At 71.5% G+C, this 22,857-nt stretch carries 16 protein-coding genes and 2 pseudogenes; 14 read left to right on the forward strand and 4 right to left on the reverse strand.

The window, feature by feature from the left end; translation table 11 throughout:
- Positions 1 to 204, forward strand: a 204-nt coding sequence (locus E1212_RS30160; RefSeq protein ID WP_203417230.1) for a hypothetical protein, incomplete at its 5' end; no start/stop codon positions are given.
- A gap of 188 nt (positions 205 to 392) precedes the next feature.
- Here the strand turns inward: E1212_RS30160 and E1212_RS26025 are convergent.
- Positions 393 to 1,514, reverse strand: coding sequence for a GNAT family N-acetyltransferase (locus E1212_RS26025; RefSeq protein ID WP_203417231.1), 1,122 nt, complete (start codon positions 1,512 to 1,514; stop codon positions 393 to 395).
- Positions 1,515 to 1,663: 149 nt separating this feature from the next.
- Here E1212_RS26025 and secA point away from each other — a divergent pair, with 149 nt between their 5' ends.
- Both secA and E1212_RS26035 read left to right on the forward strand, forming a co-directional pair.
- A complete protein-coding gene (secA, locus tag E1212_RS26030; protein WP_131987925.1) occupies positions 1,664 to 4,546 on the forward strand; it encodes a preprotein translocase subunit SecA in 2,883 nt (960 codons plus the stop codon).
- 290 nt (positions 4,547 to 4,836) lie between these two features.
- On the forward strand, positions 4,837 to 5,745 hold the full coding sequence (locus tag E1212_RS26035) for an SGNH/GDSL hydrolase family protein (RefSeq protein ID WP_131987927.1): 909 nt from the start codon (positions 4,837 to 4,839) through the stop codon (positions 5,743 to 5,745).
- Here E1212_RS26035 and E1212_RS26040 read toward each other — a convergent pair.
- Positions 5,706 to 6,488 (reverse strand): Rv3235 family protein, encoded by a 783-nt coding sequence (locus tag E1212_RS26040; RefSeq protein WP_131987929.1) that lies wholly within the window; start codon positions 6,486 to 6,488, stop codon positions 5,706 to 5,708. The two genes, E1212_RS26035 and E1212_RS26040, sit on opposite strands and share 40 nt — an antisense overlap.
- Before the next feature lie 230 nt (positions 6,489 to 6,718).
- Here E1212_RS26040 and E1212_RS26045 point away from each other — a divergent pair, with 230 nt between their 5' ends.
- From E1212_RS26045 to E1212_RS26055, 4 genes and pseudogenes are all read left to right on the forward strand, one after another.
- Positions 6,719 to 7,705 carry a patatin-like phospholipase family protein gene (locus E1212_RS26045; protein ID WP_131987931.1) on the forward strand — a complete coding sequence of 329 codons (987 nt, stop codon included), beginning with the start codon at positions 6,719 to 6,721 and terminating at the stop codon, positions 7,703 to 7,705.
- Positions 7,684 to 7,886 (forward strand): annotated as a pseudogene (locus E1212_RS31240) (L-glutamate gamma-semialdehyde dehydrogenase); the annotation flags it as partial. The gene E1212_RS26045 and the pseudogene E1212_RS31240, both read left to right, overlap by 22 nt.
- A gap of 30 nt (positions 7,887 to 7,916) precedes the next feature.
- Complete coding sequence (locus tag E1212_RS26050) at positions 7,917 to 8,498, forward strand: hypothetical protein (RefSeq protein WP_131987933.1); 582 nt, start codon at positions 7,917 to 7,919, stop codon at positions 8,496 to 8,498.
- Between the two features lie 97 nt (positions 8,499 to 8,595).
- A complete protein-coding gene (locus E1212_RS26055) occupies positions 8,596 to 8,781 on the forward strand; it encodes a hypothetical protein (protein WP_131987935.1) in 186 nt (61 codons plus the stop codon).
- A 3-nt stretch (positions 8,782 to 8,784) separates the two neighbouring features.
- Here the strand turns inward: E1212_RS26055 and E1212_RS26060 are convergent, their stop codons facing one another.
- Positions 8,785 to 9,279: a DUF2505 domain-containing protein gene (locus E1212_RS26060; RefSeq protein ID WP_131987937.1), complete on the reverse strand. Its 495-nt coding sequence runs from the start codon at positions 9,277 to 9,279 to the stop codon at positions 8,785 to 8,787.
- 31 nt (positions 9,280 to 9,310) lie between these two features.
- Here E1212_RS26060 and E1212_RS26065 point away from each other — a divergent pair, with 31 nt between their 5' ends.
- Positions 9,311 to 10,114, forward strand: a complete 804-nt coding sequence (locus tag E1212_RS26065; protein ID WP_203417232.1) for a tryptophan 2,3-dioxygenase — start codon at positions 9,311 to 9,313, stop codon at positions 10,112 to 10,114.
- Between the two features lie 128 nt (positions 10,115 to 10,242).
- Positions 10,243 to 15,111: an NAD-glutamate dehydrogenase gene (locus tag E1212_RS26070; RefSeq protein ID WP_131987941.1), complete on the forward strand. Its 4,869-nt coding sequence runs from the start codon at positions 10,243 to 10,245 to the stop codon at positions 15,109 to 15,111.
- Positions 15,112 to 15,346: 235 nt separating this feature from the next.
- Here E1212_RS26070 and E1212_RS26075 read toward each other — a convergent pair whose 3' ends face one another.
- Entirely contained in the window at positions 15,347 to 17,626 is a 2,280-nt protein-coding gene (locus tag E1212_RS26075; protein WP_131987942.1) for an MMPL family transporter, read from the reverse strand.
- Positions 17,627 to 17,779: 153 nt separating this feature from the next.
- On the opposite strand from E1212_RS26075, the gene E1212_RS26080 reads away from it, so the two are divergent.
- The 5 genes and pseudogenes from E1212_RS26080 to E1212_RS26100 form a co-directional block, all read left to right on the forward strand.
- Positions 17,780 to 18,604: a TetR/AcrR family transcriptional regulator gene (locus E1212_RS26080; protein WP_162605632.1), complete on the forward strand. Its 825-nt coding sequence runs from the start codon at positions 17,780 to 17,782 to the stop codon at positions 18,602 to 18,604.
- Positions 18,605 to 18,666: 62 nt separating this feature from the next.
- Complete coding sequence (prfB, locus tag E1212_RS26085; RefSeq protein ID WP_131987946.1) at positions 18,667 to 19,785, forward strand: peptide chain release factor 2; 1,119 nt, start codon at positions 18,667 to 18,669, stop codon at positions 19,783 to 19,785.
- A gap of 148 nt (positions 19,786 to 19,933) precedes the next feature.
- Positions 19,934 to 20,623 (forward strand): cell division ATP-binding protein FtsE, encoded by a 690-nt coding sequence (gene ftsE / locus E1212_RS26090; RefSeq protein ID WP_131987948.1) that lies wholly within the window; start codon positions 19,934 to 19,936, stop codon positions 20,621 to 20,623.
- Positions 20,624 to 20,662: 39 nt separating this feature from the next.
- Positions 20,663 to 21,568 carry a permease-like cell division protein FtsX gene (gene ftsX / locus E1212_RS26095; RefSeq protein WP_131987950.1) on the forward strand — a complete coding sequence of 302 codons (906 nt, stop codon included), beginning with the start codon at positions 20,663 to 20,665 and terminating at the stop codon, positions 21,566 to 21,568.
- A gap of 329 nt (positions 21,569 to 21,897) precedes the next feature.
- Positions 21,898 to 22,857: pseudogene (locus E1212_RS26100) on the forward strand (hypothetical protein); the annotation flags it as partial.

The raw sequence follows: 22,857 nt of genomic DNA on the forward strand, positions 1-22,857 counted from the left end.
GTCTGGCGACGGGTGCGGGGTCGGCGGGCCGGTGTGGTGTCCGCGATGTGGGATTTCCCGGTGTTCGTGGGGCCATCACGAGGACTTCTGCCGCTTCACGAGGCGTGCATGCCTGGTGATGCGGGAGAGAACCTCGTGATGTACGCGATCTTTGATGATCATCGCTGTCCACGGCCCGGCGAACCGGGCGAAACGGGCACGTGAACGGCGAGGCGTGCCCAGGGTCTCCCCGTCCCCCTGATAGCTGCCCGTTCTTAGGCCGCGGGTGCACGGGTCAAGCGGACCCCCACCGGCGCGCAGCGCCGCAATGGTCCGCTTGAGGCGTGTGCGCGCGGCTAAGAGAATGGGCAGCAGGGGGACGGGGGAGCCCACCTCATCACCCCGGCCGACGGTCAGCGCCGAAGGTCGTCGGAGAGCAGGTCGTACCAGTGCAGGTCGAGCACCACGCCGCCGCGGATCCGCTCGGCGGCCCGCTCGACGCCGTACGGCCGGAACCCGGCCCGCTCGATCACCCTCCGCGACGCCTCGTTGCCGGTGACGTGCGCGATGATCAGGCGCCGCAGTCCCAGCCCGCCGGCCGACGGCGCCGCGAAGGCGTGCCGGACCATGAGCCCCACCGCCTCCGTCGCCACGCCACGCCCGCGCGCCGACGGGTGCACCCAGTAGCCGATCTCGCCGCCACCGTCGTGCGACTGCAGCCCCATGAGCGAGAACGACCCCACCGCGGGTCCGCCCTCGGGCAGCGCCGCCGCCCAGTGGACGCCCCGGGCCGCGGCCGCCTCCTCCTCGCGATCGCGGATGTAGGTCCGGGCGATCTCGTGCGTGTACGGCGACGGCAGCCCGCCGAGCCAGTGCTGGGTCACGGGGTCGTTGCAGGCCTCGACGACGGCGGCGGCGTCGGACTCGTGGAACCGGCGCAGGACGACCCGCGAGCCGCGCAATGTCGGCACGTCGAGCCAGGGCGACACCGGCCGCATCGGCTCGCCGGCCGTCAGCGTGGCCACCCAGGTGTCGCGCCGCACGCCGCGCTGCGCGATGCCGCCGCGGATCTTGCCCTCCATGCGGAACCCGCAGGCCCACGCCACCCGCCGCGACGCCCAGTTGCCGACGGCGGCGTGCCACCGCAGGTGCGTCAGCCCGGGGCCGACGTCGGCGAACGCGTACTCGGCCACCAGCCGGACCGCCCGCGACACCAGTCGCCGTCCGCGCGCCTGCGGAGCGAGCCAGAACCCGATCTCGGCGGCGCCGTCGCCGCGCGAGCTCAGGCCGATCATGCCTAGGACGAGGCGGTCCTCGGGCGAGCGGATGGCCCAAGTCAGGTCCTTCTCGGTCTCCCAGCCGGTGCGCACGACGTCCTCGACGAAGGCCTTGGCGTGCTCGTGGGTGTAGGGCGACGGCACCGTGGTCCAGCGCTGGATCTCGGGGTCCTGGCAGAGCTCGGCGATGCGGTCGATGTCAGAGGCCACGGGCGCCGCGAGCAGCAGGCGGTCGCCTCGGAGCTCGAACGGTTGCACGTCCAGCATCCTGCCCGCTGCCGCGCGCCGAGGTCGAGTCGTTATCTTTTCCGTGACCCGACGTACCATGGGTCATCGGAGCCTCTGTACCTCACGGAGCCACCGGGCGTGCACTGCCGCCCAAGCCCGCTGCATAGGAGTTGACCCGCGTGCCTGTTCTGCTCGACAAGATCCTGCGTGCCGGTGAGGGCAAGATCTTCAAGCGTCTCGAGGCCATCGTCAAACAGGTCAACAGCATCGAGGACGACTTCGTCTCGATGTCCGACGAGGACCTGCGCGGCATGACCGACGAGTTCCGCAAGCGGCTGGCCGACGGCGAACAGGTCGACGATCTCCTGCCCGAGGCGTTCGCGACGGTGCGCGAGGCGGCGAAGCGCGTCATCGGGCAGCGGCCCTACGACGTCCAGATCATGGGCGGCACGGCGCTGCACCTCGGCAACATCGCCGAGATGAAGACCGGTGAGGGCAAGACGCTCGTCGCCACGCTGCCGTCGTACCTCAACGCGCTGACCGGCAACGGTGTGCACGTCGTCACCGTCAACGACTACCTCGCCCGGTACCACGCCGAGTGGATGGGCCGCATCCACCGCTTCCTCGGGCTCGAGGTGGGGGTCATCCTCAACGGGCTCACGCCGGCCCAGCGCCGCGAGGCCTACGCCGCCGACATCACGTACGGCACCAACAACGAGTTCGGCTTCGACTACCTGCGCGACAACATGGCGCAGCGAGTCGAGGACCAGGTGCAGCGCGGCCACCACTTCGCCATCGTCGACGAGGTCGACTCCATCCTCATCGACGAGGCCCGCACGCCGCTCATCATCTCCGGCCCGGCCGACCAGCCGACGCGCTGGTACACCGAGTTCTCGAAGATCGCGCAGCGCCTGCGCCGCGACACCGACTACGAGGTCGACGAGAAGAAGCGCACGGTGGGCGTGCTCGAGCCCGGCATCGAGCGGGTCGAGGACTGGCTGGGCATCGACAACCTCTACGAGAGCGCCAACACCCCGCTGATCCAGTTCCTCAACAACTCCATCAAGGCCAAGGAGCTGTACCGGCGCGACAAGGAGTACGTCGTCAAGGACGGCGAGGTGCTCATCGTCGACGAGCACACCGGCCGCATCCTCGGCGGGCGCCGCTACAACGAGGGCATGCACCAGGCCATCGAGGCGAAGGAAGGGGTGGAGATCAAGCAGGAGAACCAGACCCTGGCGACCATCACCCTGCAGAACTTCTTCCGCCTCTACGACAAGCTCTCCGGCATGACCGGTACGGCCATGACCGAGGCCGGCGAGTTCGACAAGATCTACGGCCTCGGCGTCGTTCCGATCCCGCCGAACCGCCCGCTGGCGCGCCTCGACGAGGACGACGAGATCTACCGCACCGAAGAGGCCAAGTTCAACGCCGTCGTCGAGGATCTCGTCGAGCGGCACCGGAAGGGCCAGCCGGTCCTCGTCGGCACCACCAGCGTCGAGAAGTCCGAGCGGCTGTCGCAGCTGCTGCGCAAGCGCGGCGTCCCGCACGAGGTCCTCAACGCCAAGCAGCACGAGCGCGAGGCCGCCATCGTCGCGCAGGCCGGCCGCAAGGGCGCCGTCACCGTCGCCACCAACATGGCCGGCCGCGGTACCGACATCATGCTCGGCGGCAACCACGAGTTCATGGCGCAGGCCGAGCTCAAGCAGCGCGGGCTCGACCCCATCGAGGACGCCGACGAGTACAACGCGGCCGAGATCGCGATCCTCGAGAAGCTCGACGCGCAGGTCTCGGCCGAGCGCGAAGAGGTCCGCGCGCTGGGCGGGCTCTACGTCCTCGGCACCGAGCGGCACGAGTCCCGCCGCATCGACAACCAGCTGCGCGGCCGCTCCGGCCGTCAGGGCGACCCCGGTGAGTCGCGCTTCTATCTCTCGCTCCAGGACGACCTCATGCGGTTGTTCAAGAGCGAGTGGGTCGAGATGATCATGCGGACGTTCAACCAACCCGACGACGTCCCCATCTCGCACAAGCGTGTCAGCAACGCCGTCAGGAGCGCCCAGACGCAGCGCGAGGCGCAGAACTTCGAGATGCGCAAGGACGTCCTCAAGTACGACGACGTCCTCAACCGCCAGCGCATGGTCATCTACGACGAGCGCGCCCGGGTGCTGCACGGCGAAGACCTGCACGAGCAGGTCACCGGCATGCTCGACGACGCCGTCACGGCCTACGTCCAGGGCGCCACCGCCGGCAACTACCCCGAGCACTGGGACCTCGACCAGCTGTGGACGGCGCTCAAGACGCTGTACCCGGTCGGCGTCACCGTCGAAGAGGTCGAGCAAGAGGCCGGCGGCCGCAACGCGCTGACCGCCGCCGGGCTCACCGAGCGGCTGGTCGAGGACGCGCACGCGGCGCTCGCCCGCCGCGAAGAGAGCCTCGGCGTCGACGTCATGCGCGAGCTCGAGCGCCGCGTCCTGCTGACCGTCCTCGACCGCAAGTGGCGCGAGCACCTCTACGAGATGGACTACCTGCGCGAGGGCATCGGCCTGCGGGCGTTCGCCCAGAAGCAGCCGCTGGTCGAGTACCAGCGCGAGGGCTTCGACCTGTTCGTCGCCATGATGGACGCCATCAAGGAGGAGTCGGTCGGCCTGGTCTTCAACCTCGAGGTCCAGGTGCAGGCCCCGGGCGACGCAGCCGCGGCACCCACCGCTCCCGGCGCCCCGGTGGTGCAGGCCAAGGGCCTCGGCGGCGCCCAGCGGCCGCAGCAGCTGCAGTACACCGCGCCCACGGTCGACGGCGACGGCGCGGTGCAGCGGCGGGTCGAGCAGGTGCGCCCGGCGGCGGCCCGTGCGGCCACGGGCGGCGCGGCCACGGGCGGCGCGGTCGTCGCGTCCGGCGCCAACGGCGAGCGCGGCTCGCACGCGGCGGGGGCCGACGAGGGCGACCTCGACTTCAGCAACGTGTCGCGCAACGCCCTCTGCCCGTGCGGCTCGGGCAAGAAGTTCAAGCGCTGCCACGGCGACCCGCGGCACGCCTCGCAGAGCTCGGAGCAGCCGGCCGGCTGATCTCCTTCGCTCGTCCGACGACGGGTGTCCGACGGCGCTGCGGCGCCGTCGGACACCCGTCGCCTTCTGTTCGCCGGAAGCTGTCCCGCATATGGCATCCGTCCGCTATCGTCCTTGTTGACGCCCGGTGATATCGGGTGTCACATTCCCCGGACGGCGGATGGGAGGAGCGGCCGCGATCCGGCCGCGCACCGCACATGACGCATACCTCGACCAGTACCCAAGCCAGCCCTCACGCCAGCCCTCGCGAAGGTTCTCGCTCGCTCACCCGAACGGCCGTCACGCTCTGCGTGGCGGCCGTCCTGCTGGTGGGTGCGGCACTCGGAGCGGCAGCGAACGCGACGGCGGCCCCGGCCTCGCCCGCGGCGCCGGAGCGGGCGGCCGCCGACGCGCCGTCGGCCGTGATCACCCTCGGCGACTCGTACTCGTCCGGTCTGGGCGCGGGCGGCTACCTCGACGACTGCGACCGCACGCCGCAGGCCTGGAACAACCTGATCTTCGGCAGCTCGGTCACCGACCGGACGCTGCTCGCCTGCTCGGGCGCGGCGATCGCCGAGGTGTCCCAGCAGGTGCGGCAGCTGGCCGGCATTCCCGGCGCGGGCGATCGCCTCATCACCGTCACGGTCGGCGGGAACGACGCCGGCTTCGCCGACGAGCTGGTCAACTGCCTCGTCTCGTTCCTCTCGTGCACGCGCCGCGAGGCCGAGCTGACGGTGCTGATCTCGAGCCTGCACCAGCCGCTGGTCCAGCTCTACGACTCCGTCCAGGCGGCCGCGCCGGGCGACGAGGTCATCGTCGGCGGCTACCCGATGCTCGTCCCCGACCCCGCGGTGCGCAGCGACTGCTCCGCGCTGACCGGCCTGCTGTCGAACTCGGAGCGGCTGATGATCCGCCGCCTCGGCGTGCTGCTCAACGACGTCATCGACGCCGCGGCGGCCGAGGCCGGGGTCGAGTCGGCCTCTGACGAGGTGGCCGCGGTCTTCGACGGGCACGAGGCGTGCGCCAACGATCCCGGCGACTGGCTGTACGGCCTGAAGATCTCGTGGGCCGCCGGGACCGAACCGACGTCGGCGACGACGGCCACGGCCGAGCAGCGGTGGGAGGTCGCGTCGGAGTTCGTGCGCGACTCCTTCCACCCGACGGTGAACGGGCAGGCGGCCTACGCGGTGGCGTTCGAGGAGGCGTGGGCGGCGCGCTGACGGCGGCCGCCGCGAGGCGGGGGGCCGGGGTCGACGATGTCGAAGGCGGTGCACAGCCACCGGCCGTCGTCGGCCTGCAGGCGAACGGCCACGGCCCGCGTCGCCCGGCCCAGCTGCACCACCACGCTCGCCTCGGCGACCGTGGCCGTGACCCGGCAGACCCGCAGGGCGCGGATGCGCGGCCGCTCGCCCGGCGTGCCCTCCTGCTCGGCGGCGCGGCGGGCCAGCGCCCGGTAGACCGGCTCGTCGGTCCAGCGGGTCAGCTGCTGGAGCGAGCGGCGCCCGTGCAGGCACTCGAGCGCCGACTGCGCCAGCCTGGCGATCCAGCGCCGGGGCTCCGGCAGCCCGTCCCCGCTGTGCGGAGGCACGGCCGGGCCCGTCGCCTCGGCGTGGCCGGGCCCAGGCGGGGGCGCGGGCGTCCGCCGTCGCACCCGGACCTTCGCCACCGCAGCCGATGCGGCTGCGACGTCCGGGCCCGTGCTCGGCGGCTCGGGGCCGGCGTGGCGCAGCCAGAGGCTGTCGGCGACGACCTGGTCGCCGAGGACCACCGGGACCGGCGCCCGACCGAACCCGGCCTCGGGCCCGAGGCCGAGCGGAAGCAGCCCCTGACCGGGCCGCTCGCGCTCGCGCCGCGTGCCGGGCGCGATGCCGAGCTCGTCGTCGAAGGGCGGCTCGGTGACCGGGAGCGGCAGCCGGCGCGCCCGGCTGACGGTCGGCTCGGGCGGCGCCTGCGTGGTGGTCATCGAGGGCTCCTGTCCGCGGACGATTCGGGGTCACCAGGATCGAAACCGGCAGTCGCCGCAGCGGTCAATGGTCCGGCGCGGTCGGGCAGGTCCGGCGCCGTCAGGGCAACTCGGGCAACCTCCGGACCACCCCGGACGACGGTCCGGGCCAACGATCGGGCAACCACGCCACGGTCACAGCCACGCATCGATGCGTGGCACGAACCGGATTGTTACAGCAGAATCGATAGATGGAGGCCATTCGTCATGGTGGGGGACCGCGGCGGGGCCTGGTGCTCGGCGGCGGTGGTGTCCTGGGCGCGGCGTGGATGGTCGGTGCGCTCAGTGCCATCGAGGAGTCGACGGGCGCCGACCTCCGGTCCTTCGACCACATCCTGGGCACCTCCGCGGGCGCGGTGCTCGCGGCCCTGCTCGGCGCCGGTCTCGACGCCGGCCGGCTGCGCGACCATCAACAGGGTCGCGTCATCGACGGGCCGCTCGCCGACCACGTCTGGGACTACGACACCGCCACCGGCGGGTCGCGCCCGCAGCTGCCCCGTTTCGGTGTCGGCTCTCCGGCCATGGTGCGCCGCAACGTCCGCCGGCTGCGCCGCATGCCGCCGTCCGCCGTGCTGTCGGCGCTGATGCCGGTCGGGCGCGGCTCGCTCGACGGCATCGGCGAGCTCGTCGACGCCGTCACCGGGCCGAACGCCGGCTGGTCGCCACACTCCGGCGTCTGGATCGTCGCCATGGACTACGAGACCGGCCGGCGGGTCCCGTTCGGCCGGGCGGGTGAGCCGCAGGTGTCGCTGCCGCAGGCCGTCATGGCGTCGTGCGCCATCCCCGGCTGGTTCGCACCCGTCGTCGTGGGCGGGCACCGCTACGTCGACGGCGGCACCTGCTCGGCCACGTCGGTCGACCTGCTGAACGGGCTCGGGCTCGACGAGGTCTACGTCGTCGCGCCCATGGTCTCGTTCGAGCTCGACCATCCGCGGGCCATCCTGCCCCGGCTCGAGCGGCGCTGGCGCCGCCGCTGCACCCGGCGCTGCCTGCGCGAGGCCGAGAAGCTGCGGGCCCAGGGCACCGAGGTCACCATCCTCGGACCCGGGCCCGAGGACCTCGCCGCCATCGGCGCCAACGTCATGGACACCGGCCGCCGGCTCGACGTCCTCGAGACCTCGCTGCGCACGTCGGCCGCCGCCCTCGCCCACGGCCGGTCCTGGGCCGACGCAGGCTGACTGTCGCAACTACCACAGAGGCGCTACGCTTCGCTGCCGGTAGCTTCTACTCCGGGGACGAACCCACCGGAGCGTCGCCCCGAGGCAGCCATTCGGCGGAAGTCGGGCCAGTGGGACGAATGACAAGGCGGGTTGGGTGCAGAATCTTCTACGGTGGCACGAGTACCCGCACCAGGGTTGAGCCGAGAGACGAGAACACGAGGTGTCAAGCGTGATGGATGACCGGCTGTCGACCAGGCCGTACGTCGCACGAGCCGTGCGGCTGCTGTCCCAGCCCCGCCGAAGCCCGGCGGACGGCGCACTGGTCACCGCGGTAGCACTGCGGCTGGCTTCCCTCGACAGCGACAGCGAGACCGCTGAGCGCCTCGTCGCCGCCTCCGACCGCGTCATGGCCGGTGTGGCGGGCCTCATCGGCGAGCAGGCGCCGGCCTCCGACTGGAGCGACACCGCCGAGGCGCTGGCCCTGATGATCGCCGGCCGGCCGCTGCAGCGGGGGCACCTCATGGCTGCCCGCGCCACCCTGGGCACCGCCGACAAGGTCATCGACCTCTCCGACCGCCTGCGCCGCACCGCCGAGGAGCCGCTCGACCGCGACGACCTCGGCCGCGCGCTGGCCATGGCCGTCACGGGCCCGGCCGAGCTGGCCGAGGCGCTGCTCGAGCGCGAGTCCGCCGACGCCACGCCCGCGCCGGCCGCCGAGGCCCCGGCCCCGCGGCAGCCCGGACGGCGCGCCGGCGCCGCCGAGCGCAATGTCTCGCTCCGCGCCCTCGACGGCGGCGTGCCGGGTCGTTGAAGAGACGTTCCCGTGCGGCGGTGAGGGTTTCGCCGCGGGATGGGTCTCTACGGCGTAGGTGCCGGCAACCGAGTGGTCACCCGAGAGGTCGACTCGGGTGACCGTCGCGGCGCAGCGCGGCGTGCGCCGCATGCGTGCGCCGCGACGGACGTCCGCCGCCCACGCCGCGGGGCCGAGGCCGCCCCGGCTCCGCGGCACGCCGCCGCAGGCCGACGCCGTCGCCGCCACGCAGGCTGACGCCGTCACCGCCACGCAAGCTGACGCCGTCGCCGGCCGCAGGTGACCGTCAGCGCTTCCCGGCCAGCCAGTCGCGGCCGACCCGCTCCTCGATCTTCGCCGCCTCGGTGAGTCCCTGGTGCACGGCCTGCTCGATCTTGCCGCCCACCAGGGGCACCGACGCCTTGAGCAGGGCCTTGATGGTCAGCACGGTCGCCGAGCCGTTCGCCGCCAGCCGCATGCTGCCGGTGGCCTTGACCGGCGCCCCGGACAGGTCCAGCGCGATGCTGCCGTCACGCGAGCCGTCGCCGTTCGCCGGCTGCCATACGTCCTTCTGCCGGATGTCGATGGTGTCGCCGACGAACCGGCGCACGAAGTCCGGCACGTCCGGCGGCATGACGCGCAGCAGGTCGATGGTGACGCGGTCGCCGTCGCGGCGGACGGTGATCTCGTGGCGCAGGGCCTTCGCCGCGGTGGTCTTCTTCGCGATGTAGGCCTCGTCGGTCAGCATCGCGAACACCGTCGCGGGGTCGGCGTCGAAACGCAGCTCGCTGTACAGGTCCATGGCTCCACATCCTGACCCATACGCTGGCGAGGTGACACCCGACCACGAGATCAGCCCTCCATCCGCCCACTTCGGCGAGGACGGTGCCCGGCTCACGTACGGCACCTATCTGCGTCTCGCGGAGCTGCTCGACCAGCAGCGCCTCGAGACCGATGCTCACGACGAGCTGCTGTTCATCACGATCCACCAGGTCTACGAGCTGTGGTTCAAGCAGTTGCTGCACGAGCTCGAGGCCGCACGGCAGGCGATGTTCGACGACCGCCTGTGGTGGGCCCGGCACCTGCTGAACCGGGTGCACGAGATCGAGCGGATCCTGATCGAGCAGGTCGGCGTCCTCGAGACGATGACGCCGCAGGACTTCCTGCAGTTCCGGGCCCGGCTGGCGCCCGCGAGCGGCTTCCAGTCGGTGCAGTTCCGCGAGCTGGAGTTCGTCTCCGGCGCGAAGGACGCGGCCTTCCTGCGCCGGTTCCGCGCGCTGACGGAGGCGGAGGAGGAACGGCTGCTGCGCCGTCTCGAGGAGCCCACGCTCTGGGACGCCTTCGTCGCCGTCCTGCGCACCCACGACCTCCCGGCCGGCACCGACGCCGACATCAGTGCGTCGCTGCGCATCGCCGCCCACGACCGCGGCGGCTACGGCGACGTCTGGGAGCTGGCCGAGGCGCTGATGACGCACGACGAGCTCAGCGCCGGCTGGCGCGCGCGGCACGTCACCATGGTCGAGCGCATGATCGGGACGAAGACGGGCACTGGAGGCTCGTCCGGCGCCTCGTACCTGCGCAGCCGGCTCGACCTCCGGTTCTATCCGTTGCTCTGGGAACTGCGTTCGTGGCTTTGACCCCCGCGCCGCGCCGGTTCGGATGATCATGGAAGGGGTCCCCGCGAGCGGGCGCGGCGGCGAGCTACTAATGTCTGAGAGGTTCCGTACAACGACGTGCGGAGTCACGTTCCGGGGGTTGAGGGAAGATGCGCAATCGGCTCGACGAGGCGAAGTCCGAGCTCATCGCGAAGGCCGCGGTGGTCGGCGACCGGGGGAGCCGCGACGAGGACGAGGCCTTCCTCCGCCGGTACTACCGGCACGTCGCCGCCGAGGACCTGGTCGACCGCGACGTCGTCGACGTCTACGGGGTCGCGGCCTCGCACCGCCGCTCCGCGCAGTCGCGGCCGCAGGGCACCGCCGTCGTCAACGTCTACACCCCCACCATCGACGAGCACGGCTGGGCGTCCGGGCACACCATCGTCGAGGTCGTCATCGACGACATGCCGTTCCTGGTCGACTCCGTCACCATGGCGCTGGCCGAGCACGACCACGCCATCCGCCTCGTCGTGCACCCGCAACTGGTGGTCCGCCGCGACATCACCGGCCAGCTGATCGAGGTGCTCGACCTCAACGAGAACGACCCGCGTCGCGACTCCGGCACCATCGTCGAGTCGTGGATGCACGTCGAGATCGACCGCACCGACGACCCCGACGACCAGGCCGCCATCGAGCAGCTGCTGCGCGACGTGCTCCGCGACGTCCGCGAGGCGATCGAGGACTGGCCGCGCATGCGCCAGCGCGCCATCGACATCGCCGACGAGCTCGAGCAGGTGCCGTCGTCGATCAAGGATCCCGAGGCCGACGAGGCCCGCGAGCTGCTGCGCTGGCTCGCCGACGACCACTTCACGTTCCTCGGCTACCGCGAGTACCAGCTCGACCAGGTCGACGGCGAGGACGTGCTGCGCGCGGTCACCGGCACCGGCCTGGGCGTCCTGCGGTCGGACCAGGACCTGTCCGGCTCGTTCGGCAAGCTGCCGCGCGAGGTGCGGGCCAAGGCGCGCGAGAAACGGCTGCTGGTCCTGACCAAGGCCAACTCGAAGGCGACGGTGCACCGCCCGGCCTACCTCGACTACGTCGGCGTCAAGACGTTCGACGCGGCCGGCGAGGTCGTCGGCGAGCGACGCTTCCTGGGCCTGTTCACGTCGGCCGCCTACACCGAGAGCGTGCTGCGCATCCCGGTGCTGCGGCGCAAGGTCCACGAGGTCATCGAGCAGGCCGGGTTCGCCCCGTCGGGACACTCCGGCAAGGACCTGCTGCAGGTGCTCGAGACCTACCCGCGCGACGAGCTGTTCCAGATCCCGGTCGAGGAGCTGCTGCCCACCGCGCTGGCCGTGGTGCACCTGCAAGAGCGCCGGCACCTGCGGATGTTCATCCGCCGCGACGACTACGGCCGCTACCTGTCGATCCTGGTGTATCTGCCGCGCGACCGGTACAACACCGAGGTCCGCGAGCGCATCCAGCGCATCCTGCTGGCCGCCACCGAGGGCGACTCCATCGACTTCACGGCGCGTGTCGGCGAGTCGGTGCTGGCCCGGCTGCACTTCGTCATCCGCATGAAGCGCGACCGGGAGCTGCCCGCCATCGACATCCCGTCGCTGGAGAAGCAGCTGGTCGGCGCCACCCGGTCGTGGGGCGATGAGCTGTCCGACGCGCTGGCCGAGCAGGTCGGCGAAGAGGGCGCGGCGAAGCTGCTGCGCCGCTACCGCCAGGGCTTCCCCGAGGGCTACAAGGCCGACTTCCCGGCGCGCACGGCGGTGGCCGACGTCCGGCGCCTCGAGGAGCTGCCGGCCGTCGACGGCCTGGGCATGAACCTCTACCAGCCGGTCGGCGGGCCGGCCACCGACCGCCGGTTCAAGATCTATCGCACCGGCACGCCCATCTCGCTGACCCAGGTGCTGCCCATCCTGTCGCGCATGGGCGTCGAGGTGGTCGACGAGCGTCCGTACGAGATCGTCCGGCGCGGGGCCGAGGGCGAGTCGAGGGCGTACATCTACGACTTCGGCCTGCGCTACCGCGGGCTGCGCGCCACCGACGCCGACCGCCTCAAGGTGCTGTTCCAGGACGCGTTCGCCGCCGTCTGGCGAGGCGACGCCGAGAGCGACGGCTTCAACGCGCTGGTGCCGCAGGCCGGGCTGTCGTGGCGGCAGGCGTCCATCCTGCGCGCCTACGCCAAGTACCTGCGCCAGGCCGGCACCACGTTCAGCCAGGACTACCTCGAGGAGGCGCTGTCCGGGCACGTCGAGGTCTCCCGCATGCTGGTCGACCTGTTCGAGATCCGCTTCGACCCCGAGCGCCACGCCGACGACCCCGCCGCCCGCGCCGACGCGGCGAAGCAGCTGACCGTGCGCATCGAGGAGGCGCTCGACCAGGTCGCCAGCCTCGACCAGGACCGCATCCTCCGCTCGTTCCTGCGGCTGGTGAACGCCACGCTGCGGACCAGCTACTACCGCAGCACCGTCGCCGGCCCGCAGACGGTCACCAGCTTCAAGCTCGACTCCCGCTCGCTGCCGGAGCTGCCCGATCCGAAGCCCAGGTACGAGATCTGGGTCTACTCGCCCCGGGTCGAAGGCGTTCACCTGCGCTTCGGCGCCGTCGCGCGGGGTGGCCTGCGCTGGTCCGACCGCCGCGAGGACTTCCGCACCGAGATCCTGGGCCTGGTCAAGGCCCAGGCGGTGAAGAACTCCGTCATCGTGCCGGTCGGCGCCAAGGGCGGCTTCGTCGGCAAGCGGCTGCCCGATCCCGCCGTCGACCGCGAGGCCTGGCTGGCCGAGGGCGTCGAGTGCTACAAGACGTTCATCCGGGCCATGCTCGACATCACCGACAACCGCGCGGCCGACCGCAGCGTCGTCCCGCCGCCGCGGGTGGTGCGGCACGACGGCGACGATCCCTACCTGGTGGTCGCGGCCGACAAGGGCACGGCCGCGTTCTCCGACATCGCCAACGAGGTGTCCAAGGAGTACGGCTTCTGGCTCGGCGACGCCTTCGCCTCCGGCGGGTCGGCCGGCTACGACCACAAGGCCATGGGCATCACCGCCCGCGGCGCCTGGGAGTCGGTGAAGCGGCACTTCCGCCAGCTCGGCCGCGACACCCAGACCGAGGACTTCACCGTCGTCGGCGTCGGCGACATGTCCGGCGACGTGTTCGGCAACGGCATGCTGCTGTCCGAGCACATCCGGCTGGTGGCGGCGTTCGACCACCGGCACGTCTTCCTCGACCCCGATCCCGACCCCGCGCAGTCCTACGCCGAACGCCGTCGCCTGTTCGACCTGCCGCGCTCCAGCTGGAACGACTACGAGCCCAAGCTGATCAGCGACGGCGGCGGCGTGTTCCCGCGGACGGCCAAGACGATCCCGCTGTCGTCGCAGGTCAAGGCGGTGCTGGGCATCGAGTCGGCGGTCGAGGCCATGACGCCGCCCGAGCTCATGCACGCCATCCTCGCCGCACCCGTCGACCTGCTGTGGAACGGCGGCATCGGCACCTACGTCAAGGCGTCCACGGAGTCGCACGCCGAGGTCGGCGACAAGGCCAACGACGCCATCCGCGTCGACGCGAGCGACCTGCGGGCGCTGGTCGTCGGCGAGGGCGGCAACCTCGGCCTGACCCAGCGCGGCCGGGTCGAGTTCGCGCTGGCCGGCGGCAAGGTCAACACCGACGCCATCGACAACTCCGCCGGCGTCGACACCTCCGACCACGAGGTCAACATCAAGATCCTGCTCGACGGCGTCGTGCGGGCCGGCGATCTCACCGAGAAGCAGCGCAACGACCTGCTGGCCCAGATGACCGACGAGATCTCCGACCTCGTCCTCGCCCACAACTACGGCCAGAACATCGCCCTGGCCAACGCCACCTTCCAGGCGTCCAACCTGGCGCACGTGCACCGCTCGTTCCTGGCCAAGCTCGAGAGCCAGGGCAAGCTCGACCGCAACCTCGAGGCGCTGCCCACCGACCGCCAGCTGGCCGAGCGCATGAACGCCGGCAAGGGTCTCACCGGCCCGGAGCTGTCCGTCCTGCTCGCCTACACCAAGAACCTCATGTACGAGGAGCTGCTGGCCGGCGGCATGCCCGACGACCCCTACCTCGGCGCCGCGCTGCACGCCTACTTCCCGAGCGCGCTGCGCGACCGCTACGGCGACGTCATCGACGAGCACCCGCTGCGCCGCGAGATCATCACCAACGTCGTGGTCAACGAGCTGGTGAACACCGCCGGCACGACGTTCGCGTACCGCCTGGGCATGGAGACCGGCGGCACCGTCGAGGACCTCGCCCGCGCGCACACCGTCGGCGGCGTCGTGTTCCAGATCCCCGAGCTCATGGCCGCGGTGAAGGAGCTCGACAACGTCGTCGCGTTCGACGTGCAGACCCGCATGCGGCTCGAGGGCCGGACCATCACCGAGCGGGCCACCCGCTGGCTCACCGTCAACCGCCGCCCGCCGATCGACATCGCCTGGCAGATCGGGTTCTTCGAGGAGCCCATCGCCCGGCTGCTGGTGGCGCTGCCCGACGTGCTGGTGGGGCGCGAGCGCGACCTCTTCCACGAGCGGCTCGAAACGCTGACGGGTGAGGGCGTCCCGGAGCCGCTGGCGGTCCGGGTCGCCGTCCTGCCGCCCGCCTACGCCGGGCTCGGCATGGTCGAGAACTCGCTGGCCACCGGCACCGACCTGCTCGGGGTCGCCCGGGTGCACTTCACCCTCGGTGCGTTCCTCGAGCTGGGCCGGCTGCTCGAGCGGATCATCTCGCTGCCGCGGCGCGACCGCTGGCAGACCATGGCCCGCGCCGCTCTGCGCGACGACCTGCACGCGGTGCAGGCGTCGCTGACGGCGCAGGTCATCCGGCTCACCGACGAGGAGTCGTCGCCGCAGGACCGGGTCGAGGCCTGGGCCGCGCAGGACGAGGTCGTGGTGGCGCGGGCGCAGGACATGCTCCGCGAGATCGTCGAGGGCGACAGCTTCGACCTCGCCCGGCTGTCGGTCGGCCTGCGCGCCGTCCGCGGGTTGCTCCGTACTGACGCCACATAGGGGTTCCGGTGGAGGGGCGGTGGATGCCGCGCCGGCTCTGCGACCAACCGTGGCGTCGAGCAAGCGCGGCCACTTCGACGCCGGCTCCGCATCCACCGCCCCTCCGCCTGGTGAGCCCTGGTGGGGTTCGTGCGGCCCCGCTTGCGCCGGCGACGTGTGCTCGCGACGACGGCGATGGTTGGCGGTCGGGTGGGGTCAGAGCGCCACCGAACCGCCAACCACCGAGGGACCGGCGCTACCTGGCCGCGGTGAGCTCCGGTTCGCCCGCGCCCTCGGGGCCGCGGCTGCCGCCGGCGCCGTCGGGCAGGTAGATCTCCGGCCGGCCCTCGACGTACAGCTGGGGCAGCCGGCGATCGAGCCAGGACGGCAGCCACCAGTTCGCCCGGCCGAGCAGGTGCATGACGGCGGGCACCAGCAGCATCCGCACGACGGTGGCGTCGACGAGGATCGCCGCGGCCATGCCGACGCCGATGACCTTGAGGAACACCTCGGAGCTCGGGATGAACGCCGCGAACACCGCCACCATGATCGCCGCCGCCGCGGTGATGACGCGGCCGGTGCCGGCCAGGCCCTCGACGATCGCCCGGGCGTTGTCGCCGGTCCGGGTCCACGCCTCACGCATGCGGCTGATGAGGAACACCTCGTAGTCCATCGACAGGCCGAAGAGCACGGCGAACACCAGCACCGGGATGAACGCCGGCATCGGCGTCTCGGTATCGATGCCGACCAGCTGCCCGGCCCAGCCGCCCTCGAGCACCAGCGCGACCACACCGTACGCGGCGGCGACGGAGAGCAGGTTCATCAGCGCCGCGGTGATCGGGATGACGATGCTGCGGAACGACACCAGCAGCAGGATCATCGAGAGGATCACGACGCCGCCGATCAGCAGTGGCAGCCGTTCGGCCGTGTTCGCGGTGGAGTCGATCGACGTGGCCGTCACGCCGCCGACGTGCACCTCGACGCCGGCGCCCGGAAGGACGTCGTCGCGCAGCAGATGCACCAGGTCCTCGGTGGCGCCGTCCTGCGGGCCGGTCGACGGAAGGACGGTCATGAGCGCGGCGTCGCCGGCCTCGTTGACGACGGCGGGCATGGCGGCGGCGACGCCCGGAGTCGCGGTGACGGCCTCGGTGAGCGCCGGCAGCGCGGCCTGGTCGCTGGCGTCGTCGAGGTCGGCAACCAGCAGCAGCGGGCCGTTGGCGCCCGGGCCGAAGCCGTCGGACAGCAGGTCGTAGGCCTGCCGTGACGACCGGTCCTCGAGGTTGTTGCCGGCGTCGGGGAAGCCGAAGCGGACGCCCAGGAACGGCGCGGCGAGGGCCAGCAGCAGGCCGACGCCGACCACCGTCGCGATGACGCTGTGCCGATCGACCAGCGTGCCCCAGCGCAGCCAGGCCCGCGACGGCTCGACGTGCCCGCCCGCGGCCAGCTGCACCGTCGGCTTGCCCCGGCGGCCGAGCGGGACCCGCAGCCGGTCGACCCAGCCGCCCCAGAACCCGAGCAGCGCGGGGAACAGCGTCGCGGCGGCCGCCATGACCACCAGGACGGCGACGATGGTGACCAGCGCGGCGCCCTGCATGAACGTCAGGCCCATGGCGAACAGGCCGAGCATGCTCACCATGACGGTGCTGCCGGCCACCATGACCGCGCGGCCGGCGGTGTCCAGGGTCGCGACGGTGGCCCGCTCCGGGTCGAGCCCGGCGGCCCGCCACTCGCGGAACCGCGTGACCATGAGCAGGACGTAGTCGATGCCGAGCGCGATGCCCATCATCGTGGCCAGCGCCGTCGACCAGTCCGGCACGTCGACGAGGGCGGCGACGACGCCGGTGAGCGCGCCGCTGAGCGCGAGCCCCGCGACCGCGACGATCAGCGGCAGCCCGGCAGCGACGACCGAGCCGAACGTGATGAGCAGGATCACCGCGGCGGCGGCCATGCCGATGGCCTCGGAGCCGATCTCGCCCTGCTCGGCCAGCGCGACGGTCTGCCCGCCGAGCGCGATCTCGAGGCCCGGCCGCTCGGCCGCGTCGGCCAGGGCCAGCAGTTCCTCGGTCTCCTCGACCGGCATGTCGTCGGGCAGGACGACGTCGAGGTTGACGGTCGCGACGAGGATGTCGCCGTTCTGGGAGATGCCGCCCGGCGCGGTGTACGGGTCGTCGACGGCGACGACGTGCGGCTGGGTGCGCAGCTCGTCGAGCAGCGCGGTGACGTCGGCTTGGACCTCGGGGTCGGCGACGCCACCCTCGGCCTGGACGACCACGTCGATGGTGTCGCCGGACTGCGCGGGGAAGCGCTCCTCGAGCAGGTCCTGCGCCTGCCGCGAGTCAGAGCCGGGTGCGGAGTAGTCGGCGGTGAACTCGCCGGCGAAGGCCGCCGACAGCCCGAAGGCGGCCGCGATGGCGACCACCCAGGCGGCGACCACGCGGCCGCGGCGGCGGTAGGAGACGCCGGCCAGCCGGCCGAGGACGCCAGGTCGTGGGGGAGCGGCAGCCGGCCGCTCGTCGTCGGTCATGGACTGGGTCATGGGTTCTGCCCCTCGAGCGTTACGTGACGTAGCGTTAGAACTGTTATGCTTCATAACAAACACGAGGCAGCGAAACTTGTCAAGAGGGTTCACGTCTGTGACGATGCTTCACGCATTGCGATCCGGCGTGCGGCTGCGAGGAGGTGGCGCGAGATGGGGGACCTGACCCCGGAGCCCGGCACCCCGGAGCCCGGCGACCAGCCCGGCGACCACTCCGTCGACCACTCCGGCGACCAGCCCGAGCGGCCGCCGTCGCGCCGCGAACGCGCCCGTGCCGCGACCATCGAGGAGATCAAACAGACCGCGCTGGGCCTCATGCGCGAGCATGGCACCACCGACTTCCGGTTCTCCGACATCGCCCGGCTCATGGGCATGACGGCGCCGGCGCTGTACCGTTACTTCGCCGACCGCGACGAGCTGCTCACCGCCCTCATCGTCGACGCCTACGACGACCTCGGCCGCGCCGTCGCCGATGCCCGCGATCAGGTCCCGCTCGACGACCCCGGCGGCCGGTTCACCGCGGTCGCGCACTCGTACCGGCGATGGGCGAGGGAGGAGCCCGAGCGCTTCGCGCTGATCCTGGGCCTCCCGGTCCCGGGCTACCACGCGCCCGAGGAGGGCCCGACGACCGAAGCGGCGCGCCGCGCGATGGCGCAGCTCAAGTCGCTGTTCTACGAAGCATCCCAGGCCGGCGTCCTGCGCCCTCCGATGCTCAGCGACGACGGCACCATCGCCGGGCTGCTGGCCGAGCACCATGCGGGCAAGATGGAGTCGCCCATCGACGGCCCGCCGGTCCCGCCCGAGACCTTCCAGGCGATGCTGCACTGCTGGGCCAGCATGCACGGCTTCACCAGCCTCGACGCCTACGGCCACCTCGACTGGATGCCCGACGTCCTGCGCGATGCCGTCTTCGAGTCCAGCATCCGCATGGTCGCCAAGGTCGCCGGCCTGCCCGAGCCCCGCCCCCGCGACGGGTGAGCTGACGCCGTCGGGAGCGGTCATTCGGGTGCCGGGCGGCAGAGCGCGTACCCTTGTGCGACGTGGCAGCACGTGACGTAGACGCCGAGATCTCGGAACTCTCGCAGACCCTGGCCAGTATCGAGAAGGTCCTCGAGCCGGACAAGATGCGCGAGCGCATCACCGACCTCGAGGCCCACGCGGCCGCACCGGACCTGTGGGACGACGTCGAGCAGGCGCAGCAGGTCACGAGCCAGCTGTCGTATCTGCAGGCCGAGCTGCGCAAGGTCACCGAGCTGCGCTCGCGCATCGACGACCTCCCGGTCATGGTCGAGCTGAGCCGCGACGAGGACGACGCCGACGCTTTGGCCGAGGCCGAGCGCGAGATCGACGACGTCCGGCGGGTGCTGTCCGACCTCGAGATCCGCACGCTGCTGTCCGGCGAGTACGACGAGCGCGAGGCCGTCGTCACCATCCGGTCCGGCGCCGGCGGCGTCGACGCCGCCGACTTCGCCGAGATGCTGCTGCGCATGTACCTGCGCTGGGCCGAGCGGCACGGCTACAAGACCGAGGTCCTCGACACCTCCTACGCCGAAGAGGCCGGCCTCAAGTCCGCGACGTTCGAGGTCAAGGCGCCGTTCGCGTACGGCACGCTGTCGGTCGAGGCCGGTACGCACCGGCTGGTCCGCATCTCCCCGTTCGACAACCAGGGCCGCCGGCAGACGTCGTTCGCGGCGGTCGAGGTCATCCCGCTGATCGAGACCACCGACCACATCGACATCCCCGAGACCGACATCCGCATCGACGTGTTCCGGTCGTCCGGTCCCGGCGGGCAGAGCGTCAACACCACCGACTCCGCCGTCCGCATCACCCACCTGCCCACCGGTCTGGTGGTGTCGATGCAGAACGAGAAGTCGCAGATCCAGAACCGCGCCGCCGCCATGCGCGTGCTGCAGTCGCGGCTGCTGCTGCTGCAGCGCGAGCAGGAGCAGGCGCAGAAGAAGGAGATGGCCGGCGACGTCAAGGCGTCGTGGGGCGACCAGATGCGCTCCTACGTCCTGCACCCCTACCAGATGGTGAAGGACCTGCGCACCGAGCACGAGGTCGGCAACCCGACCACGGTGTTCGACGGGCAGATCGACGACTTCCTCGAGGCCGGGATCCGTTGGCGCAAGCAGCAGGAGCAGGCCGAGTCGCAGTGAGAGAACGGCAAGGGCACGGGAACCTTCGCGGCGCCACGCCGCGTTGGTTCTCCCAGCGTGCGGTGACCACCGGACGTACACTCACAGACGAGCTTCAGGCGGTCAGGGCCATCGCGGGAGCGTCTCACATCCACATCGGCGAGGCATCGTGATCCTTTTCGACAACGTCAGCAAGCTGTATCCGACGCAGAACCAGGCAGCGCTGGACAGCCTGTCCCTCGAGATCGAGAAGGGCGAGTTCGTCTTCCTCGTCGGGCCGTCCGGGTCCGGCAAGTCCACGTTCCTGCGCCTCACGCTGCGCGAGGAGAAGCCGACGGCCGGGCGCATCCGCGTCGCCGGCAAGGATCTGCACCGGCTGTCCAACTGGAAGGTCCCGCACCTGCGCCGCCGCATCGGCACGGTGTTCCAGGACTTCCGGCTGCTGCCCAACAAGACGGTGTTCGAGAACATCGCGTTCGCACTGCAGGTCATCGGCAAGCCGCGCCGCCAGATCAACCGCGACGTCCCCGCCGTCCTCGAGCTCGTGGGGCTCGACGGCAAGGAGGACCGCATGCCCGACCAGCTCTCCGGTGGCGAGCAGCAGCGGGTCGCCGTGGCCCGCGCGTTCGTCAACCGGCCGCTGATCCTGCTGGCCGACGAGCCGACCGGAAACCTCGACCCCGGCACCAGCGTCGGCATCATGAAGCTGCTCGACCGCATCAACCGCACGGGCACCACCGTGGTCATGGCCACCCACGACCAGTCCATCGTCGACCAGATGCGCAAGCGCGTCATCGAGCTCGAGCACGGCAAGCTGGTCCGCGACCAGTCGCGCGGCGTCTACGGCTACACGCGCTGACGCCGCCCTCACCCCGTACCCCTCGACCCGGAAGAAACCATGCGCTTCCAGTACGTCCTGTCCGAGATCGCCACCGGCCTGCGCCGCAACCTGACGATGACCATCGCGCTGGTCATCGTCGTCGCGATCTCCATCGCCATGCTGGGTGCCGGACTGCTGGTCCGCTCGCAGGCCGACACCACCAAGGGCTACTGGTACGACCGCATCGAGATCTCGGTGTTCATGTGCAACGCGTTCTCGACGGGGGCCGGATGTGCCGACGGCGCCGTCACCGACGCGCAGCGCGACTCCATCCGGCAGACGCTCGAGTCGCACCCCGAGGTCGACGAGGTGTTCTACGAGAACCAGGAGCAGGCGTTCCAGCGGTTCAGCGAGCAGTTCGACGACTCCGACATCGGCGGCATCATCACGCCCGACCAGCTGCCGGAGTCGTTCCGTGTCGCCTTGCAGGACCCCGAGGAGTACGACGGCGTCGTCTCGGCCGTGTCGGGCCTGCCCGGCGTGCAGGAGGTCACCGACCAGCGCCAGCTGCTCGAACCGCTGTTCCGCACCCTCTCCGGCTTCCAGCTCGCGGCGTTCGCCATCACGGTCATCCAGATCATCGCCGCCGTGCTGCTCATCGCCAACACCATCCGGCTGGCCGCGTTCAACCGCCGCCGCGAGACCGGCATCATGCGGCTGGTCGGAGCGTCGAACTTCTACATCCAGCTGCCGTTCATCCTCGAGGCCGCCATCGCCGGCCTCCTGGGGTCGCTGCTGGGCATCGCCGCGCTCTTCGCCGGGGTCGAGCTCGTCGTCGGCCGGTTCATCGCACCGAACCTGCAGTTCACGACCTGGGTCGACGGCGCCGACGTGTGGTCGGCGACGCCGTGGCTGCTCATCGCCGGCGTGGCGGTCTCGATGCTGGCGTCGTTCATCACCTTGCGCCGGTACCTGCGCGTCTAGCACCGGTCCTCCCGTCGAAGGACGACGGCTTGGCGTCATGGGCGCTCCCCATGATCATCAAGGATCCGACCCCCTCGCGCACGGCCGATCCTTGGTGATCATGGGAACTCGGTGTTCCCCGGGGCCCGGAAGCCCGATTCCTCCGTGATCACCGAGTGGACGACTGGCGCACTTGACCCGTTTTGGGCTTCTTGCCCCGCTCGCCTGCGCGAATGACAGCAATGTAGTTCCAGGAGCATCCTTCGCGGCCAGAGTGATTGATGTTACGGTCATGCACGAGTGGTACGAAGGGGGCCGCTGTGAAGGCTGTGACTAGTGGGACTGCATGGGTGCGGCGCGTCACCGTGCTCGTCGTCACCCTCGGCCTGCTCTGCACCGGACTGACCCAGGCGGTCGCCACGTCCGACGCCGAGCAGCGGCTCAAGGAGGCCCAGCAGGGCCTCTCGCGCGCCCAGGACGAGCTGGCCCACTCCACCCAGGCTCTCGCCGACGCCACCCAGGCCTTCCAGGCGGCGACGGCGCAGCTGCCGGCCGCGCAGGCCGGCCTCGCCACCGCCCAGCAGGGCCTCGCCGCCGCCGAGCAGCAGCTCGAGGTCGCCCGCGGCGAGGTCGTCGCCGCGCGCGCCGCCGACCAGGCCGCTGCTGACGAGCTGGCCGAGGCCGAGCAGAAGGTCGCCGACCAGATCGTCAAGATCGACGATGTCACCGTGCGCATCGACGGCAAGCGCGCCTCGATCAGCCAGGTCGCCGTCGATGCCTACACCCGCGGCGTCGGTGCCGACCTCGCCAGCCTCACCATCCTCATGCAGGCCGACACCATGGACGAGCTGGCCGCGCGCGCCGCGGCCTCGACGTCGGTGCTGACCGCCGAGAACAGCATCATGTCCGACCTCAAGGACGACCGCGCCGAGCTGGCGAACGAGCGCGTCGTGCTCGAGGACCTCGAAGCCGCGGCCGAGGTGGCGCGCCAGCAGGCGGCGGCCGCGCTGCAGGAGACCGAGCGGCGCGAGCAGGAGGCCCAGGCCGCCCGCGACGCGGCGCAGGCCGCCAGCGACGCCGCCGCGGCCGCGAAGGCGCAGGTCGACCAGCTCATCGCCACGCGTGACGGCGCCCGCGCGGCCGCCGTCGCCGCCCAGGCCGACGACCAGGCCCAGGCCGCCCAGTGGACGGCCGAGCGGGACCAGATCGAGGCCGAGATCGCCGCCATCGAGGCGCAGCAGGAGCAGGCCGAGCAGGAGGCCGAGGAGAACCAGAACTCCGGCGGCGGGGGCGGCTCCGGCGGCGGAGGC

The sequence above is a fragment of the Jiangella ureilytica genome (genome assembly GCF_004348545.1).
Lineage (GTDB): Bacteria > Actinomycetota > Actinomycetes > Jiangellales > Jiangellaceae > Jiangella > Jiangella ureilytica.

Bases quoted from the DNA above. Each gene is read 5' to 3' on its own strand.
- E1212_RS26040 (WP_131987929.1), bottom strand. From the start codon at position 6,488: ATGACCACCACGCAGGCGCCGCCCGAGCCGACCGTCAGCCGGGCGCGC.
- E1212_RS26045 (WP_131987931.1), top strand. From the start codon at position 6,719: ATGGAGGCCATTCGTCATGGTGGGGGACCGCGGCGGGGCCTGGTGCTC.
- E1212_RS26060 (WP_131987937.1), bottom strand. From the start codon at position 9,279: ATGGACCTGTACAGCGAGCTGCGTTTCGACGCCGACCCCGCGACGGTG.
- E1212_RS26070 (WP_131987941.1), top strand. From the start codon at position 10,243: ATGCGCAATCGGCTCGACGAGGCGAAGTCCGAGCTCATCGCGAAGGCC.
- E1212_RS26075 (WP_131987942.1), bottom strand. From the start codon at position 17,626: ATGACCCAGTCCATGACCGACGACGAGCGGCCGGCTGCCGCTCCCCCA.
- E1212_RS26080 (WP_162605632.1), top strand. From the start codon at position 17,780: ATGGGGGACCTGACCCCGGAGCCCGGCACCCCGGAGCCCGGCGACCAG.
- ftsX (WP_131987950.1), top strand. From the start codon at position 20,663: ATGCGCTTCCAGTACGTCCTGTCCGAGATCGCCACCGGCCTGCGCCGC.